Origin of the sequence: Algoriphagus sanaruensis, from assembly GCF_001593605.1 — a bacterium.
GTDB classification, from domain to species: Bacteria; Bacteroidota; Bacteroidia; order Cytophagales; family Cyclobacteriaceae; genus Algoriphagus; species Algoriphagus sanaruensis.
Genome location: NZ_CP012836.1, coordinates 2,550,834 through 2,566,612, shown reverse-complemented (window position 1 = coordinate 2,566,612; position 15,779 = coordinate 2,550,834). Strand labels below are relative to the sequence as shown.

General features: G+C 39.0%; 17 protein-coding genes. 9 read left to right on the top strand and 8 right to left on the bottom strand.

Annotation, left to right across the window (positions count from 1 at the left end):
- The first annotated feature begins 71 nt into the window (after positions 1-71).
- Positions 72-1,778 carry a gamma-glutamyltransferase gene (gene ggt, locus AO498_RS11250; RefSeq protein ID WP_067547512.1) on the top strand — a complete coding sequence of 569 codons (1,707 nt, stop codon included), beginning with the start codon at positions 72-74 and terminating at the stop codon, positions 1,776-1,778.
- A gap of 2 nt (positions 1,779-1,780) precedes the next feature.
- On the opposite strand, the gene AO498_RS11245 is transcribed toward ggt, so the two are convergent.
- The 3 genes from AO498_RS11245 to AO498_RS11235 are packed head-to-tail and all read right to left on the bottom strand — an operon-like array spanning position 1,781 to position 4,426.
- Positions 1,781-2,503: a LytR/AlgR family response regulator transcription factor gene (locus AO498_RS11245; RefSeq protein ID WP_067547509.1), complete on the bottom strand. Its 723-nt coding sequence runs from the start codon at positions 2,501-2,503 to the stop codon at positions 1,781-1,783.
- A gap of 2 nt (positions 2,504-2,505) precedes the next feature.
- The gene (locus AO498_RS11240) at positions 2,506-3,567 is read right to left on the bottom strand and encodes a sensor histidine kinase (RefSeq protein WP_067547506.1); all 1,062 of its coding nucleotides are present in this window, start codon (positions 3,565-3,567) and stop codon (positions 2,506-2,508) included.
- Complete coding sequence (locus tag AO498_RS11235; RefSeq protein ID WP_067547502.1) at positions 3,557-4,426, bottom strand: TraB/GumN family protein; 870 nt, start codon at positions 4,424-4,426, stop codon at positions 3,557-3,559. The genes AO498_RS11240 and AO498_RS11235 overlap by 11 nt, the downstream gene beginning before the upstream one ends.
- 233 nt (positions 4,427-4,659) lie before the next feature.
- Here AO498_RS11235 and AO498_RS11230 point away from each other — a divergent pair, with 233 nt between their 5' ends.
- On the top strand, positions 4,660-5,688 hold the full coding sequence (locus AO498_RS11230) for a sugar phosphate isomerase/epimerase family protein (RefSeq protein ID WP_067547499.1): 1,029 nt from the start codon (positions 4,660-4,662) through the stop codon (positions 5,686-5,688).
- Positions 5,689-5,734: 46 nt separating this feature from the next.
- Here AO498_RS11230 and AO498_RS11225 read toward each other — a convergent pair whose 3' ends face one another.
- The 3 genes from AO498_RS11225 to AO498_RS11215 form a co-directional block, all read right to left on the bottom strand.
- Complete coding sequence (locus tag AO498_RS11225) at positions 5,735-6,595, bottom strand: DUF1684 domain-containing protein (protein ID WP_067547496.1); 861 nt, start codon at positions 6,593-6,595, stop codon at positions 5,735-5,737.
- On the bottom strand, positions 6,592-7,749 hold the full coding sequence (locus AO498_RS11220; RefSeq protein ID WP_067547494.1) for a methionine aminotransferase: 1,158 nt from the start codon (positions 7,747-7,749) through the stop codon (positions 6,592-6,594). The genes AO498_RS11225 and AO498_RS11220 overlap by 4 nt, the downstream gene beginning before the upstream one ends.
- A gap of 113 nt (positions 7,750-7,862) precedes the next feature.
- The gene (locus tag AO498_RS11215; RefSeq protein WP_067547492.1) at positions 7,863-8,087 is read right to left on the bottom strand and encodes a hypothetical protein; all 225 of its coding nucleotides are present in this window, start codon (positions 8,085-8,087) and stop codon (positions 7,863-7,865) included.
- Positions 8,088-8,282: 195 nt separating this feature from the next.
- Between AO498_RS11215 and AO498_RS11210 the strand changes: the two genes are divergently transcribed.
- Together AO498_RS11210 and AO498_RS11205 are read left to right on the top strand one after the other, a co-directional pair.
- Complete coding sequence (locus tag AO498_RS11210) at positions 8,283-8,801, top strand: YdeI/OmpD-associated family protein (RefSeq protein ID WP_067550433.1); 519 nt, start codon at positions 8,283-8,285, stop codon at positions 8,799-8,801.
- Between the two features lie 87 nt (positions 8,802-8,888).
- Positions 8,889-9,182 (top strand): hypothetical protein, encoded by a 294-nt coding sequence (locus AO498_RS11205; protein WP_067547490.1) that lies wholly within the window; start codon positions 8,889-8,891, stop codon positions 9,180-9,182.
- Between the two features lie 27 nt (positions 9,183-9,209).
- Here AO498_RS11205 and AO498_RS17040 read toward each other — a convergent pair whose 3' ends face one another.
- Positions 9,210-9,332 carry a 30S ribosomal protein THX gene (locus AO498_RS17040; RefSeq protein WP_082792224.1) on the bottom strand — a complete coding sequence of 41 codons (123 nt, stop codon included), beginning with the start codon at positions 9,330-9,332 and terminating at the stop codon, positions 9,210-9,212.
- 135 nt (positions 9,333-9,467) lie between these two features.
- On the opposite strand from AO498_RS17040, the gene AO498_RS11200 reads away from it, so the two are divergent.
- The 4 genes from AO498_RS11200 (at position 9,468) to AO498_RS11185 (ending at position 13,396) form a co-directional block, all read left to right on the top strand.
- Entirely contained in the window at positions 9,468-10,187 is a 720-nt protein-coding gene (locus tag AO498_RS11200; protein WP_067547488.1) for a LamB/YcsF family protein, read from the top strand.
- Positions 10,188-10,192: 5 nt separating this feature from the next.
- Positions 10,193-10,888 (top strand): 5-oxoprolinase subunit PxpB, encoded by a 696-nt coding sequence (gene pxpB, locus AO498_RS11195; RefSeq protein WP_067547487.1) that lies wholly within the window; start codon positions 10,193-10,195, stop codon positions 10,886-10,888.
- Positions 10,885-11,757, top strand: a complete 873-nt coding sequence (locus AO498_RS11190) for a 5-oxoprolinase subunit C family protein (protein ID WP_067547484.1) — start codon at positions 10,885-10,887, stop codon at positions 11,755-11,757. Before pxpB ends, AO498_RS11190 begins: the two co-directional genes overlap by 4 nt.
- Positions 11,758-11,884: 127 nt before the next feature.
- Positions 11,885-13,396 (top strand): DUF4301 family protein, encoded by a 1,512-nt coding sequence (locus tag AO498_RS11185; RefSeq protein WP_067547481.1) that lies wholly within the window; start codon positions 11,885-11,887, stop codon positions 13,394-13,396.
- A gap of 56 nt (positions 13,397-13,452) precedes the next feature.
- Here AO498_RS11185 and AO498_RS11180 read toward each other — a convergent pair whose 3' ends face one another.
- Entirely contained in the window at positions 13,453-14,163 is a 711-nt protein-coding gene (locus tag AO498_RS11180) for a DsbA family oxidoreductase (RefSeq protein ID WP_067547478.1), read from the bottom strand.
- A 320-nt stretch (positions 14,164-14,483) separates the two neighbouring features.
- On the opposite strand from AO498_RS11180, the gene AO498_RS11170 reads away from it, so the two are divergent.
- A complete protein-coding gene (locus AO498_RS11170) occupies positions 14,484-15,731 on the top strand; it encodes an aminotransferase class V-fold PLP-dependent enzyme (protein WP_067547472.1) in 1,248 nt (415 codons plus the stop codon).
- Positions 15,732-15,779 lie beyond the last annotated feature (48 nt).

The window sequence follows — 15,779 nt, the reverse complement described above, 5'->3', positions numbered from 1 at the left end:
AGCTAAACGTCCATTCGATCACCCATCTCGACTTTAGCTTTGATTCAGTTGAATAAAAACTCCGAATCGGTATGAAAAAATTATGGAATTATGCTCTCCTCCTTGGAGTATGGATGTTGGTTGTTTCATGTGCCAATCAATCCGAAAATCGTCCTGAACCAAACAGAGGACTGATTGCTGAGAAAGCAATGGTAGTTTCCGCTCGAGAGGAAGCTTCTAAAATTGGCATTGAAATCATCCAAAAAGGAGGGAATGCTTTCGATGCAATGATGGCCACCGAAATGGCTTTGGCAGTAGCATTTCCATTCGCTGGCAATTTAGGCGGAGGTGGATTTATGGTCTATCGGATGGCTGACGGATCTATAGGTTCATTGGACTACAGAGAAAAAGCACCTTTGGCTGCTTCTAAAGACATGTATTTGGATGAAGAAGGAAATTTCCTTTCTGAATTAAGTACCAAAGGGGCCTTGGCATCTGGTGTTCCCGGTACTATTGCTGGTGTTTTTGCTGCACAACAAAAATTTGGAAAGTTGTCTCCTTCCGAGATCTTGGAGCCTGTGATTCAATTGGCAGAAAATGGCTTTGTGGTTACTCAAGCTCAAGCCGATAGATTGAATAGAAGTCGCCAAACCTTTATAGAAGTGAATGGTCCTGAGACATTTTTTGCCAATGAGATTCAGGCTGGTGATACCTTACAAATCCCAGTTTTGGCCCAAACCCTAAAAAGAATTGCTCAAAACGGGAGAGATGAATTCTATAAAGGTGAAACAGCCAAGATTCTTGCAAAACATATGCAAGAGAAAGGAGGCATTATCACTGAGGAAGATTTAGCGAGCTATGAGGCTGTTTGGAGAGATCCTGTGGATTTCACCTATAGAGGTCATCGTGTGATTTCCATGGCTCCTCCAAGCTCAGGAGGAATGACCCTTGCGCAAATTTTAAAAATGTTGGAGCCTTATAATTTAACAGAACTTGGTCACCATAGTCCAGAATACATTCAACTTGTAGTCGAAGCTGAGCGAAGAGCCTATGCTGATCGAAACTTTTATTTAGGTGATCCTGATTTTGTTCAAATCCCTGTAAATAAACTTCTTGATGTGGATTACCTCAAGTCAAGAATGGAGAGTTTTTCTTTTGAGCAAGCTACCAAATCAGAGGATATCGAAGAAGGCAAAATTGAATTTGCTGAAAGCATGGAAACTACCCATTATTCGATAGTAGATGCTGAAGGAAATGCGGTTTCAGTGACTACCACTCTCAATGGAGCTTATGGATCTAAAGTTTACATTGATGAATTAGGCTTTTTCATGAATAATGAAATGGATGATTTTAGCGCCAAGCCGGGTACGCCGAATATGTTTGGATTGATTGGTGCAGAGGCAAATAGCATTGCCCCTGGAAAACGAATGTTGAGTTCGATGACTCCAACCATTGTTGAAAAAGATGGTGAATTACTTCTTGTGGTTGGTACTCCGGGAGGTTCTACGATCATCACTTCTGTTCTACAAAACATTCTTAATGTGGTTGACTTTGGGATGGGCATGCAAGAATCAGTAGAGTCACCTCGATTTCATCATCAATGGCTCCCCGATTTGGTCAATTTCGAACCCAATTCGTTTGATTCAACTTTGATCCAAGGTTTGAAAAACAAAGGATATATAATCAATGAAAAAAACAGTCCGATCATCGGAAAGGTAGACGCTATTCTTCGACTTCCTGATGGACGATTGGAAGGAGGAGCAGATCCTAGAGGAGATGATAAAGCTGTCGGATTTTGATTTTAAACACCTGTCAAATCCCGGAATTTAACACTTTGCCGCTGACTCAAATCGATCTTATGTCCTGACTTTAAGACAATTAACAAGGTACTATTGAAGTAGGGTTCGATTCGATCCACAAAATCCAAATTAAACATATACTGCCGATTGGCTCTGAAAAAGAGATCAGTCGGCAGTTTTTGTTCAAGGTAGGTCAGCGATTTATGAAGAAGAGCTGTCTCTTTATCAAAAAATACGCGAACATAATTCCCTTCGCTTTCTAGCAGGAAGATTTTTGAAACAGGCACGAAATGACAGCGTTCTCCATCCTTGATGAATATTTTCTTTTCCGGTGTTAAGCGCTGACTTTCTAAATCCTCTTTTTCGGATTGAAATTTTAAATAGAATCTTGAGATAGCTTCTGCTAATCGCTTTGGATTTAAAGGTTTGAGCAAATAGTCTAATGCATTGATTTCAAAAGCCTTAATGGCAAATTGATCATAGGCAGTCACAAAAATGACCTGATTGACTTCTTCTAGATTTTCCAAAAAAGCAAATCCATCCATTCCTGGCATATTAATGTCCAGAAATATCAAATCCGGTTTGAGTTCATTACAGTCCTTAATTGCTTGGTCGACCCGATCTGACATCCCAATGATTTCGAGTTCTTCATAAGGCTTCAAAAGCACACTGAGCTCCTGAAGTGCAAGCATTTCATCATCAACTAAATAGACTCTTTTTTTCATAATTAAAATGCAGGATAAGTGATGGAAGCAGAAACCTGATTATTCCCCTTTTTCTCAAGTACAAAAACAGCTTGATCTCCAAATTGACTTTTTAGTCGCTTCTGAAGGTTATTCAAGCCAATTCCCAGTTTAAAATCGGTTGATAATTCTCCCGGATTGGAAATTTCGACATAAACCTCCTTGCCTTTCAGTTTGGTTTGGATTGTGATTTTACCTCCGTCGGGAAACTTAGCGATTCCATGTTTGATTGAATTTTCTGCAAGCGTTAAAATCATAGCTGGCGGGATTCGCTGATCTATGGTTTCTTCTTGAACTAGAATCTCAACATCCAAACGATTACCAAATCTTATTTGCTCCAGTTCCAAATATTTGATGACTTCATTCAATTCTTCATTCAGAGAAATAAACGGAGCTTTTTCATAATTCAAGGAAAATCGAAGCAACTCCGATAGTTTGATGATGGCGTCCCGCGATTTTTCCTGATCGATCAAAACCAAAGCTTTGATGCTATTCAGCGCATTGAATAGAAAATGAGGATTCAATTGGGTTTTCAACAATTCCAGTTCTGCCGATTTAGCGACATTTTCTAAAATCAACTTTTGCTCAATGATTTCTGAGTTTTTCTTTAAGATATGATAGAGGTAATAGATAATAATCCAAACGATAACATATCGACCCAAATTCATGATCTGACCAAAAAATGAAATAATAAACTGATGGTCTGAAAGCACTTTTGGATCTGTAAATACACCTGGCAAATAGAGAATAAGAACCATCATCAAGGATATCAAAATCACATCAAATGCCGCTCTTACCCATATTTTGGATAGTTTACGGTCAAAGATGGCCGGCTTGATTAAAAGTGTTTTGTAAAAATGACTTACCCCTACCCCTACTCCAGCAAAGACCACAAACTGTCCCACAACACTCCAGTCAAATTCTCCCACGATAAAAAATGTGTAGTTGATGGTTTCCACAAAAATGATGGAACTCCACCCGATAATTTGAAGGAGCCAGTATAACTGAGTCTTAGTCAAGCCGATTTTTGAACTGCTAGTTGGCATTGGAATAGATAGGTTCTAAGATATAGCCTTGGTTTCGAAGTAGATTTATTACTCCTTGATCACCAGCTAAGTGCCCACTTCCTACTGCGATAAACAAAGAAGATTCTTTGGTTTCGCGCATGATTTTTTCAACCCATTTCTGATTTCGCTGATCCAATAAGAGGGATCGATACGATGCAAACATACCTTCATCGGTCATCTCAGCCCATAATTTTTCTACTTCTTGAGATAAATACATCTCAATCAATCCCCGAAAATCATCTGCTGCAGAATTATCCTGAATCATGGTCACCAATTCCTGAATTTGAAGGGATTCGGGAATGGAATCAAAAACACTCATTTGAAAAGCAACGGTCTCCAGACCTTCAATGGGTTTTTGTTGTTCTTTGGCCAAGGACACCAAGTGGTATTCAAAGTTTTCGGTTTCTGTACAGGGGATTTCTTTCATCAAAACCATGGTAGCGAGGACAAAAGGTTTTAGAACCCCCAATTGGGCTAGCCCAACGCCGTAATTTGTTGTAAAATAATCATCCAAGACTTTGGCATCTTCTGGAGTTATCTTTTCAGACATATTTCGCATACCTTCTCTAATCGACAATTGCTGCATTTGTCCTGAAAGAGTCGAGTCATCCAAATCCAATTCGAGCCAAAGTTGATCTGCTTGTTCAAGTGCCTTTTTAGCGGTATGGTCAAATTTAAAATCTTCCTTACAGATCAAATGGATCGTACCAAATAGATAAGACTCCTTAGCCAATCCATTGCCACTAATTTTCCAAAGCAAAGAATTATCCTGAGCAAAAACAGGTTGAAAAATCCCAAGAGTTAAGAGTAATGCAAACCAATGACGAAGACGATTCATAGGAAGATTTTTAAAATTTAATTACAAATCAAAAATGATAAAATGGCTCCAACTTTTGATAGGGCTTTCCATCAATGCAGGTTATTCGAGATAAGTGAAGGGGAATGAATGAAGGCACTTCGTTTAAATTAAATTTTTGCCATATAACCCATCTCTGACCATATTATCGGAATAAAAACACAATTCATTCAGATAAAGGGTAAATTCCTTAGTCAAACCATAAACCCGAACTCATGAAAAATAGAAGAGAATTTCTTCAAAAGTCAGCCCTTGGAATCGCAGGCTTAGTTACAGCGCCATCTTGGCTTCAAGGTGCTCCTGCCTTGATTAAGTCATTCAATAAACCCAATTCCCTGATTAATGGTGTTCAGATCGGATGTATTACTTATTCTTTCCGATCCATGCCTGATCAAAGTGCTGAAGCTACCCTTCAATATGTTCTTGATTCAGGAATTTCTTCCATCGAATTGATGGGTGATCCTGCGGAAAATTTTGCAGGAATGCCAAGCCCAAGTTTCAATCGGATGCGAATTTTCCAATTAGGTGGAAAGCAACGTAGAAGTGAAACTTTAACGGAAGATGAGTCTAAAGAATTGGCTGATCTTCAGGCACAGTCTGCTTCTTATACTAAGGAAGTTGCAGCTTGGAGGGCAAATGCTCCAATGGAAAAATTTGAGCAAATGCGCAAAATGTACCAAGACAAAGGAGTTTCAATTTATGCCTTTAAACCAAGTGCTTTTGGTAAAAATAATTCTGATCTAGAAGTTGCCTACGGAATGAAAGCTGCTAAAGCATTAGGGGCAAGTCATGTGACGTTAGAGCATCCTTCTGATGATGAACAAACCCTTCGACTTGGAAAACTCGGGGAGCAATATGGCATGTCAGTAGGCTATCATGGTCATGAGCAAGAAACCTTTTCATTTTGGGATACGGCGCTTGCTCAGAGTACCAAAAATGGACTAAACCTAGACGCTGGACATTACATTGCGGCAGGTCATACCGACTTGATCGCGCTAATTCAAAAGCAACATGGAAGAATCCTGAGCATGCATACCAAGGACCGACAAACACCTGCAAATGGAAAAGGAAACTTGGCTTGGGGTACTGGCGATACTCCGATTGGAGATATTCTTAAATTGATGCAAAAGAACAAGTATCAATTCCCTGCGACTATTGAATTGGAGTATCAAGTCCCTCAAGGTTCAGATGCTGTCAAGGAAGTACAGAAATGCCTCGAGTTTTGTCAGAAGGCGCTATCCTAAGGTTCACTGGAAAATAGATTTAAAGCCATCTTTTAAGATGGCTTTTTTAATGCCCTTCTGGGCTTTTTTCACCAGCCAAAATTTCGAGATTCATTCGGTTTTCTTTTGGAGGAATAGGACAAGTTGCAAAGGATGAAAAGGCGCAGGGAGGATTGTATGCGTAATTAAAATCGATTGTGGTCCAACCTGAGGCATTGGGATAATCTACATAGAGGTATCTGCCTGTTGGATAGGTTTCATGTCCATTTGTTTCATCTGAGAAAATGACGAAGAATTTCCCTAATTCATCTAGGACCATAAGAGATTGCTTAATTCCCTCCAGTTCAAATGATAGATAGCCCATTACCTTCCATTCAATCAATTGGCCTAGGACATTTGGAATAAGGACTGTTTGATTGAATTTGGGTTCAAAAAAGGCCTGAACTTGAAATCTTGAATCATAGTCATAATAGGGCAATTCCTGAAAATTTTTTAGTGCAGGATGCTCAAGATCTCTAAGCCTCACGCCATTTTTTCCTCCCCGCTCGATTACGGTCCATTTCCAATGGGAATAATATGCTCCTCCCCCTTTTCCATATTCCAAAGGATAAACCAAGGCTGAATTGGATCGATCTGTTTTCTCGTTAAAATCAAACCAAACTGAGTCTTCTTGTATTACAAACTTTCCAATAGTGGTTTCATTCATGGATTCGGAGAGCGCCAAACTATCACTGGTAATCTGATTGAAATAGGGTTTGGATGGGTCTAGCCAGAGTAATCCGATTAAATTAAGCCAGCCATCCTCTTTGGTAAGTTCTTCGACACGTTCTTTTTTCCAATTAGACCAAGTAGTCTCTTGACTTTGTGCAGAAGTGTGAAATCCAAGGATTAAAAGAAAAAGGCAGATCAATCTGCTATTCCATTTCATAACCATAAATTTTGAAGGTTTTTTAATCGTTCTAAAGCTTCTTGTAATTCAGATTCCTCTTTTGCAAAGCAGAAGCGAATGAGATGATCATCTTTTTTGGTTGAATAAAACACAGATACGGGAATGCAGGCCACTTTTAATTCTTTGGTCATCCGTTCAGCCAATAGCCGATCTGAAATCTTGGAAAGGTGACCATACCTTGCTACCTGAAAGAAGCTGCCTTGACTTGGGACAAATTCCAGCTCGGTTTGCTTTAGACCTTCAGCAAAGACATTTCTTTTTCGTTCATAAAAAGCTGGAATAGAGAGATAGCGATCAGGAACTTCCAAATATTCAGCCAATGCAAATTGAATGGGTGTCACAGTACTAAAGGTGACGTATTGGTGAATTCGTCTAAACTCTAGAGTCAGCGGTTTGGGAGCAATACAATACCCAATTTTCCAACCCGTTACATGAAAGGTTTTTCCAAAAGAACCACAGACAAATGTTCGATCCCGAAGATCTTGGTGAGCACCGAGCGAAAAATGTGGACGATTATCAAAGGTGATGTGTTCATAAACTTCGTCTGAGATGATATAAATTCGGGTCTCTTGAACTAGTTCAGCAAGCGTATCAACATCTTCTTTGGTCCAAACATAGCCACTAGGATTATGTGGGGAATTAGTCATAATTGCTTTAGTTTTTGGACCAATAGCGTCTTTGACTTTGTCCCAATCCACAGAAAAATCAAAGGGATTTAAGGGTACGTAAATTGGAATTCCCTTATTTAAGGTAATAGCAGGTTCGTAACTGTCATAGGCTGGTTCAAGCACAATCACCTCATCTCCCTCTTCAATGATAGCAGTAACAGCACAAAAAATAGCTTCTGTTGCTCCTGAAACAATTGTCACCTCGTCTTCAGAATTAGGGAGATAGCCTTGCGTAATTTTAGTTTTCTCTGCCAATACCGCCCGCAATCCTGGGATTCCAGACATGGGTGAATATTGATTAAACCCATTCTTAGTATAGTTGGCAACTAATTCCAATAAAACTGGGTCTGCACCAAAGCCAGGAAATCCTTGGGAAAGGTTGATAGCTCCCTCATCCGTAGCCATTTTGGACATGATGGTAAAAATGGTAGTTCCAATATGAGGAAGTTTTGATACAGGTTGCATGAGGATGTTTTTGCTAATGGGCTACAAGTTATCAAACTGCTCAAAAAGAAAAAGCCGTAGCATTTGCCACGGCTTAATTTGCGGAATAGTTGGTTTAATTTTTCGCTTAAAGGTCAGGCTTTTTGAAAAGCTTTGGTTCCGTTTTGAATAGCCTTCGAACCGGAATCCACCATTTTTCTACTTTTATCTTCGAGTGTTTTCTTTAGATCGCTGAGCCATTTGGTCATTTTTTCATTTTCTGAAGAAAACTTGTCTCGGTTTTTAACTAGAGCAACTCCAGCCAATACACCGGCTGTAATTCCTCCTATCCAAAGCAATGATTTTGTCGTACGATTCATAATGGTAGTATTTAGTGGTTAAACAACATTTAATTAATTGCTCTAAAGAATAATATATCTGAGCACTCATAAATTCACGGAAAAAATAAATTTGGGTTTCCCTATTTCCAGTTAATTTTTGTAAAATTTTATTTTGAAAAACTTCGAATAAGTGCTAAAAGCTTGGTATTCGAGAGAAAAGAGGACAAATCAGCCATGCAAAATCAATTTGAATTTTTTGGAAAATTGGAGTCGTTTGAGTTCAACCATTGGCAATATCATATTCCAATTCCTGAGGCTATATCTTTATCGCTTTTGGCAAAAAATCAGCGTAGAATTTTGGTTTGGATTTCCAATCAAGGCCCAAATCCCATGGGATTGATGAAGGCTAAAGAATATTGGTATATTTTGATCAATCAAAAATTGCGGGCAGATCTGATGCTTCAGGAAGGGAAAGATATTCAGGTCAGACTTACTCCTGATGAAAGTGAATTTGGACATGAAATGCCTGAAGAATTACAGGTTTTGTTAGATCAAGAAGAAGAAGGAAATAGCTATTTCAGGAGTTTGACCATGGGTAAACAACGCAGTTTAGTGTATCTAGTATCAAAGGTCAAAAATCCTGAATCTCGCTTAAAAAAGTCTTTGGCAATAGTTCATCATTTGAAATCAAGCCATGGAAAATTAGACTTTAGACAATTAAATCAAGTCATCAAACAGTTTAATTCCATCTAAATAAACCTCACCGTAGCACGATTTCAATTAAATTAGGCTTAAAGTAGCGTTCTAAAACTTAAATTCGTTTCTCTCAAAAATTAGCTTATGAAAAATCTTTCAATCCTATTCGTGTTTTTTCTTTTGGTGATTGGGATTTCCAGTTGTGGTAAAGAAGAAGGCGGAGATCCATTAGACATCTATCGAGAACTTGCATACAACGCACTTACTTCAGATGAAAAAGCCCGAGTTTTGGGTGAATGGAAAGATGCAGCAGTTAATGCTTGGACTGACGGAAATTACCTCGTTGTTTTTCAGACTATTGATCCTTCTCTGGGGATAATTCAAGTGGTTGTTGATCCTGAATTGGGCCGTGTGGTTGAGGTTTTAGGAAGATCATAAAAAAAGGGCCCGAAGGTCCTTTTTCCATTATTTTTTGAGGGATAGTTGCACTTTTCTAGCTTCCTTATTCTGTTCTTTCTTAGGTCGGCTAGCTCCAAAAGTACCTCTACTGATTTTTCCTCTTTTAGATTTAATGTCTCCTTTTCCCATAGTTTTTTCAGATTTAAGTTAACAATACCCAAAATTACAAATCAGAAAAAAGGAGTCAAATTTTTAAAAGGACAAATGATTCATTCTTGATTTGATGATTTTTTAGTGAATTTAGAGTCACGATCGAATTGAAAAATGATTGAAATAAATTGTGATTTAGGAGAAGGGATTTCAGACGAAGAGCTGATATATCCTTGGATAGACGCAGCAAGTATTGCTTGTGGTGGACATTATGGGGATGAAAAGTCTATCCTAAAATCCATGGAATTAGCACTAAAGTATGACGTAAAAATCGGCATTCATCCTTCCTATCCAGATCTGGAAAATTTCGGAAGAAAGAGTTTGAATATACCTATTGATGAGCTGATAAAATCCCTGAAAATTCAACTGGATTTATTTCTGAAAGTAGCTCATCCGCTACACGTAAAACTAGATCACCTGAAGTTTCATGGCGCTCTTTACAATGATGCAGCAAAGGATAAAAACTTGGCTGAAGAATTAGTAAGCTTTGTACATTCACAGCTTCCACAAATCCCAATTTTAGTTCCTCCCTTTTCCGAAATGCAGCGGGCAGCAGAGAATAGTAAGCATCCCATTCGGTTAGAAGTTTTTGCAGACCGAACCTATACCGATGATTTAAAATTATTAGATCGCTCTCAGCCGAATTCTTTGCTTACCACACTTCCAGAAGTCGAAAATCATATTTCGCCAATTTTAAACCAAGGTCAATTGATAAGTAATTCTGGAAAGAAATTTTCAATTCAAGCGGATACCTTGTGTATCCACGGGGATAATCCAGGAATTTTAAGCTTCCTTCCTAAGCTTCGTCAAAAGTTCTGGAGCAAGTTGAGCTGATCTATATGCATTTAAAACCCACCTATCAAATCCTTACCCCCACTCTAGGTGAAATCTGTTGGAGTGAAAGTCCAACAGATGTGCTTCTTAAAAACCAATTGGCTTGGAAAAATTGGATTTCTACTAATCTGAATTCACAACTAATTGATCTTAGATTAGGCTTTACACGAATCTCAATTCACTGGAAATCTTTCGAAGCTCAGCAGGAATTCGCTTCCAAATTCAATGAAATAAACCCACCTATCAGAGCTCTTTCAGAAAAGGTTTGGGAAATCCCAGTGTGCTATGATCCAGATCTTGCTCCAGATTTGGATCAATTTTCGGAATCCAAAAAGATGGCAATTGAAGAGATCATTTCAATTCATTCTGAGAAAGCATATCGAATTCATTTTTTCGGTTTTTTACCCGGTTTTATGTACTTAAATGGCTTAAATGAAAAACTTGTAAGCTCTCGAAAAAGTACCCCTGCGAGAAAAGTAGATGCTGGCTCGGTAGCAATTGGAGGAGTTCAGACGGGTATTTACACCTTGGAAAGTCCAGGTGGATGGCATGTGATTGGAAAAACTCCGATATCATTCTTTGATCCGAATCAAACCCCACCTGTCTGGGCGGAAATCGGAGATCAAATCCAGTTTGTTCCAATTTCCAAAGCTGAGTTTAGTCGATTAGAATCCAGCCAAAACACATCCTATTGGAAATGAAAAGGAGCATAGGAATTCTTCAAATCCTTAAAACAGGTCCTGGGTTGACTATTCAAGATCAAGGAAGGCTGGGCCGGCAGTCCTATGGAGTTCCAATTTCTGGTCCCGCCGACTCCCTTTCCTTCAATTGGGTCAATCATGTTTTACAAAATGATCCTCATGCCTCTGTTTTGGAAGTTTCTCAGCCTGGATTACGGGTAAAGTTTACCGGAAAAACAACGATTGCTTGGGCAGGTGCTCAGGTGAATGTCAAGAGAAATGGTGAACCGGTCACAGATACCAACTTAATCCAGATCGAGCCCAATGATGAACTTGAATTTGGACGATTTCATACTGGAAACCGGCTTTATATCGGAATTAAGGATGGATTTCTGGAGGAGGAAATTCTAGGTTCTCAAAGTTTTTACAAAGGGATCAGTGCAAAATCTTCGTTCAAACCTCTCGATGAATTGACTTACAATTGTCTTCAATCGAGTCCATTGAATCACTTTGCCAAACCTAAATGGAATTCGGATTGGTATAAAAATCCATGGTTAGACTTCTATGAGGGTCCTGATTTTTCCTTTCTTTCAGAAGATCAAAAGCAAAAGCTAGTCAACCATGAGTTTACCCTATCATTGCTATCATCTCGAATGGGGATTTTGTTGGAGGAAAAACTTGAAAATCACTTGCCAGAAATGCCCACCAATCCCGTATTTCCAGGATTTGTGCAGCTCACTTCTGGAGGGACACTTATAATACTCGGCCCAGATGCTCAGGTGACGGGAGGATATCCTAGAATTATGATCCTTTCTGCTTTAGCCCAATCTATTTTAGCTCAAAAAAGACCTGGACAGCATATCAAATTCAGGAAAATTAATCTGAAATAATTCAGGCAGTTGAATTCAGGGATTTTAGTAAAATCTTCCTTTCCCTTTTCCGAAAAGTTAAAATCCATTTTGAGCTTAGGGAAAAGGTCTGTTATATTAAGCCTAAACTTTTATAACCAACCCAACCATGGATTCTGTATTAGTAGACAAAATCAGAACTCAGGGAATGAACCCTGACCTCGTCGCCCAACAAATTGACAATTTTATCAATGGATTCCCTTATTTAAAGATTCTTGGCCCTGCCACCCCAGCGCATGGAATCAAAGTTTTGGATCAGTCAGAACTCCTTCAGTTTATCCAGGCCTATAAAGTTCAAGCATTCAAAAAGGAAATCGTAAAGTTCGTTCCCGCATCTGGAGCGGCTTCTCGAATGTTCAAAGATCTCTTTGCTTTTTTGGATGGAGATGGCGATTTAGAGAAAAGTGGATTTACGAAAAAATTCATCCAGAATATTCAAAAATTCGCATTCTACGAGGATTTGGACAATACGCTTAAAGCCCAAGGAACTTCCATGGAGGCTTGTTTATCCAATGCGGATTATAAAAAAATAGTAGCTGCTTTACTTCAAGATGATGGGCTTGGTTATGGATCATTACCGAAAGGATTGCTTCGTTTTCATCGGTATCCTTCAGAAAATAGAACACCTGCACATGAGCATCTCGTAGAAGGGATTCAATATGCTGCAGGTCGTGGTGAACAGGTTCAGATTCATTTTACAGTATCACCTGAGCATGAGATGAAATTTAAGGCTGAAATTGCCCAAGTCCTTCCAAAACTTATCGAAGAAACTGGCCTAAGTTTCGAGATTACCTACTCCCAACAAAAGAAATCTACCGATACCATTGCCGTGACTATGGAAAATACTCCTTTTGAAGAGGAAGATGGAAGCTTATTGTTTAGACCAGCGGGACATGGTGCGCTATTGGAAAATCTAAATGATATCGATTCAGATTTAATTTTTATCAAAAACATCGACAATGTTGTTCCAGATCATTTGAAGGAACCTACCAAAGAATATAAAATGGCACTTGCCGGATATTTATTGGATGCTCAAAACCAAATATTTGAAGCATTGCGGGCCTTGGATCAGGAGATAAGCCATGAATCAGTAGGATTGGCAACTGAGGTTTACAATACTGTACTTGGCGGAAAAGTGCCAGCAACTGAATCTTCTCAAAGTCTAATCGAATTAGCGAGGTACCTTAAAGACAAATTGAATCGCCCGATTCGAGTTTGCGGTATGGTGAAAAATACTGGTGAACCCGGTGGTGGTCCGTTCTGGATCGAAGAATCGGATGGATCACAGTCCTTACAAATTCTAGAAACAGCCCAGATTGATTTGAACGATCCTAACTCTAAGGCTCATATGATGGCCTCTACCCATTTCAATCCCGTGGATTTAGTATGCGGTACAAGGGATTATCATGGAAAATCCTTTGATCTGTTAGCATTTAGAGATATGCAGACGGGATTTATTACAGAAAAATCAAAAAGTGGTCGAGATTTAAAAGCATTGGAACTCCCAGGACTTTGGAACGGGGCTATGGCAGGATGGAATACGCTTTTTGTGGAAGTCCCTTTAATTACCTTCAATCCCGTTAAAACGGTCAATGATCTTCTGAGAGACGAACATCAATAATTGGAAAACAAAAAATCCCGAAGCATCGAACTTCGGGATTTTTTGTTTTCCATTGACTAAAAACAATTTCCGTCAACATCACAACTTTCTCCATCTTGATCTGCGCGAACTTCCAAAACGGGATTTGATTTTGCGAACTCCATCCATGCCTTTTCCAGCGTTTGATCAAATACCTCATCAGGCTGCGCACCGGAAATCCCAAACTTTCGATCCAAAACAAAAAATGGAACGCCTCTAACTCCTATCAATCGTGATTCATAGATGTCTTGATCGACCTCAGTTTCATATTGATTGGAATTTAGAACATTGTCAATTTGGTCAGAAGGAATTTCAATTTCCTCTCCCAATGCAGCTAGCGTTTTGGGATCATCTACATTTTTTCCTTCTGAAAAATAGGCCCTTAACAGACGCTCTTTCATGGCATCCTGAAGATCCAATTCCTTCGCTAGGTGAATCAATCGATGGGCGTTTTTAGTATTTGCGACTACTGCCTTTTCAAAATCAAAAGTTAAACCTTCTGCTTTTGCCATTTCGACGACATTGGCAGTGATTTGCCTAGTTTGATCCATGGACCAACCTTTGCTTTGAGCCAAATGCTCCAAAGTACTTAAGTCTGGATTAGTCTTTTGATCAGGATTTAGCTGAAAGCTTTTCCATTCGATAGTTACCTTATCCTTAAACGGAAATTTTTGGAGAGCCTTCTCCATTTTCCTCTTTCCGATGTAGCAAAAAGGACAAACGACATCAGACCAAATTTCAATTTTCATAAGCTTTAATTGATTGTTTTGAATTACTAAGGTTCTCCCTTCTTTAGGTGGCTAAGTCACTATCCAAGGATCCCCTGGTGTATTTCATCAAATTTTTAATTTACTTAAAGGAGAAATCAGAAAAGAACCTAAAGAGTTCAGCTTTACCTGTGAAAACTAAAGAATGTCCCTCCTGCGCAATGGAAATTGATTCCAAATCAACTACTTGCCCGATTTGTAAGTATGAGTTTCCAAAGAGAGCTCCTTGGATTACATGGATGGCCATTTTTTTAGTGATCATTTGGCTACTTTCCTATGTTTTGTAATCAACCACCCACCCTATGAATAAGCGATCATTTCTAAAGTATTTAACTGCTTTTGGACTTGGAGGAAGCGTGTTACCAGCAGCAGCCAATCCACTCTCCTTTGACCAATTAGACTGGGAAGCTGATGATATTTGGGATCAGATCCGAGCAGGTTACCGAATCAAACGCGACTATTTGAATTTTGAAAATGGGTATTACTGCTTTCTCCCTGAGGAATTACTGGAAAAATACATTTCTCATATCCGAGAAGTAAACTTTCAAGCCTCGCATTACATGAGAGGCATCCAATTTGAGAATAAGGCTAAATCAGCTGCCGCTTTAGCCAATTTAGTAGGTGCTGATCCTGAAGAAGTCGTTATGACTCGTAATACAACCGAATCCTTGGATTTGATCATTTCTGGATATCCATGGCAAGCTGGGGACGAGGCTATTTTTTCAAATCAGGATTATGGTAGCATGCAAACCATGTTTGAAATGGCATCAAAGCGATGGGGAATCAAAACGGTGAAAATTGACATTCCTATGCATCCTAAAAACGATGAGGAAATAGTGGAAGTCTACCGAAAAGCTATTACACCTAAGACCAAGTTGATGATGGTGCCACACATCGTCAATATCACAGGACACATTCTACCAGTTCGGAAAATCGCCGATATGGCACATTCCTATGGTGTGGAAGTAATGCTTGATGGAGCTCATGCTGTTGGGCATTTTACTTTTAACATGCATGAATTGAATTGCGATTATTATGGATCAAGTCTTCATAAATGGTTAAGTGTTCCCTTAGGTTCTGGGTTATTATATGTCAAAAAGGATAAAATCAGTAAGATTCAGCCATTACTTGCACCTTTTGATTTAAATCTAAAAACCATAGCCTATCTCAATCATATAGGAACCCATCCTGCAGCCACCGACCTTACGGTCATAGACTCTATAGAATTTCAAGAGCGGATTGGCTCAAAAAGAAAAGAGGACCGATTGCGGTTTATCCAAAAATATTGGTCGGACCAAGTTCGAAATTACCCAGGAATCAAGGTCAATACACCTGAAGATCCAACGCGTTGCTGTGGAATAGGGAATGTCTGGGTCGAGAAATATACTCCTGCAGAAATGGGAAAGATCCTATTAGAAAAATATAAAATTTTCACTGCGCCAATTGATGGTTCGGGAGTCAAAGGAGTCAGGGTAAGTCCCAATATTTACACAAGCACAAAAGATTGTGATGCGTTAGTGAAAGCACTTAAGGAGATGGCTGATTCGTAATTCATTATAGTTTTTAAAAAAGTAAAGGTCTCAATAGGAAAAATTGAG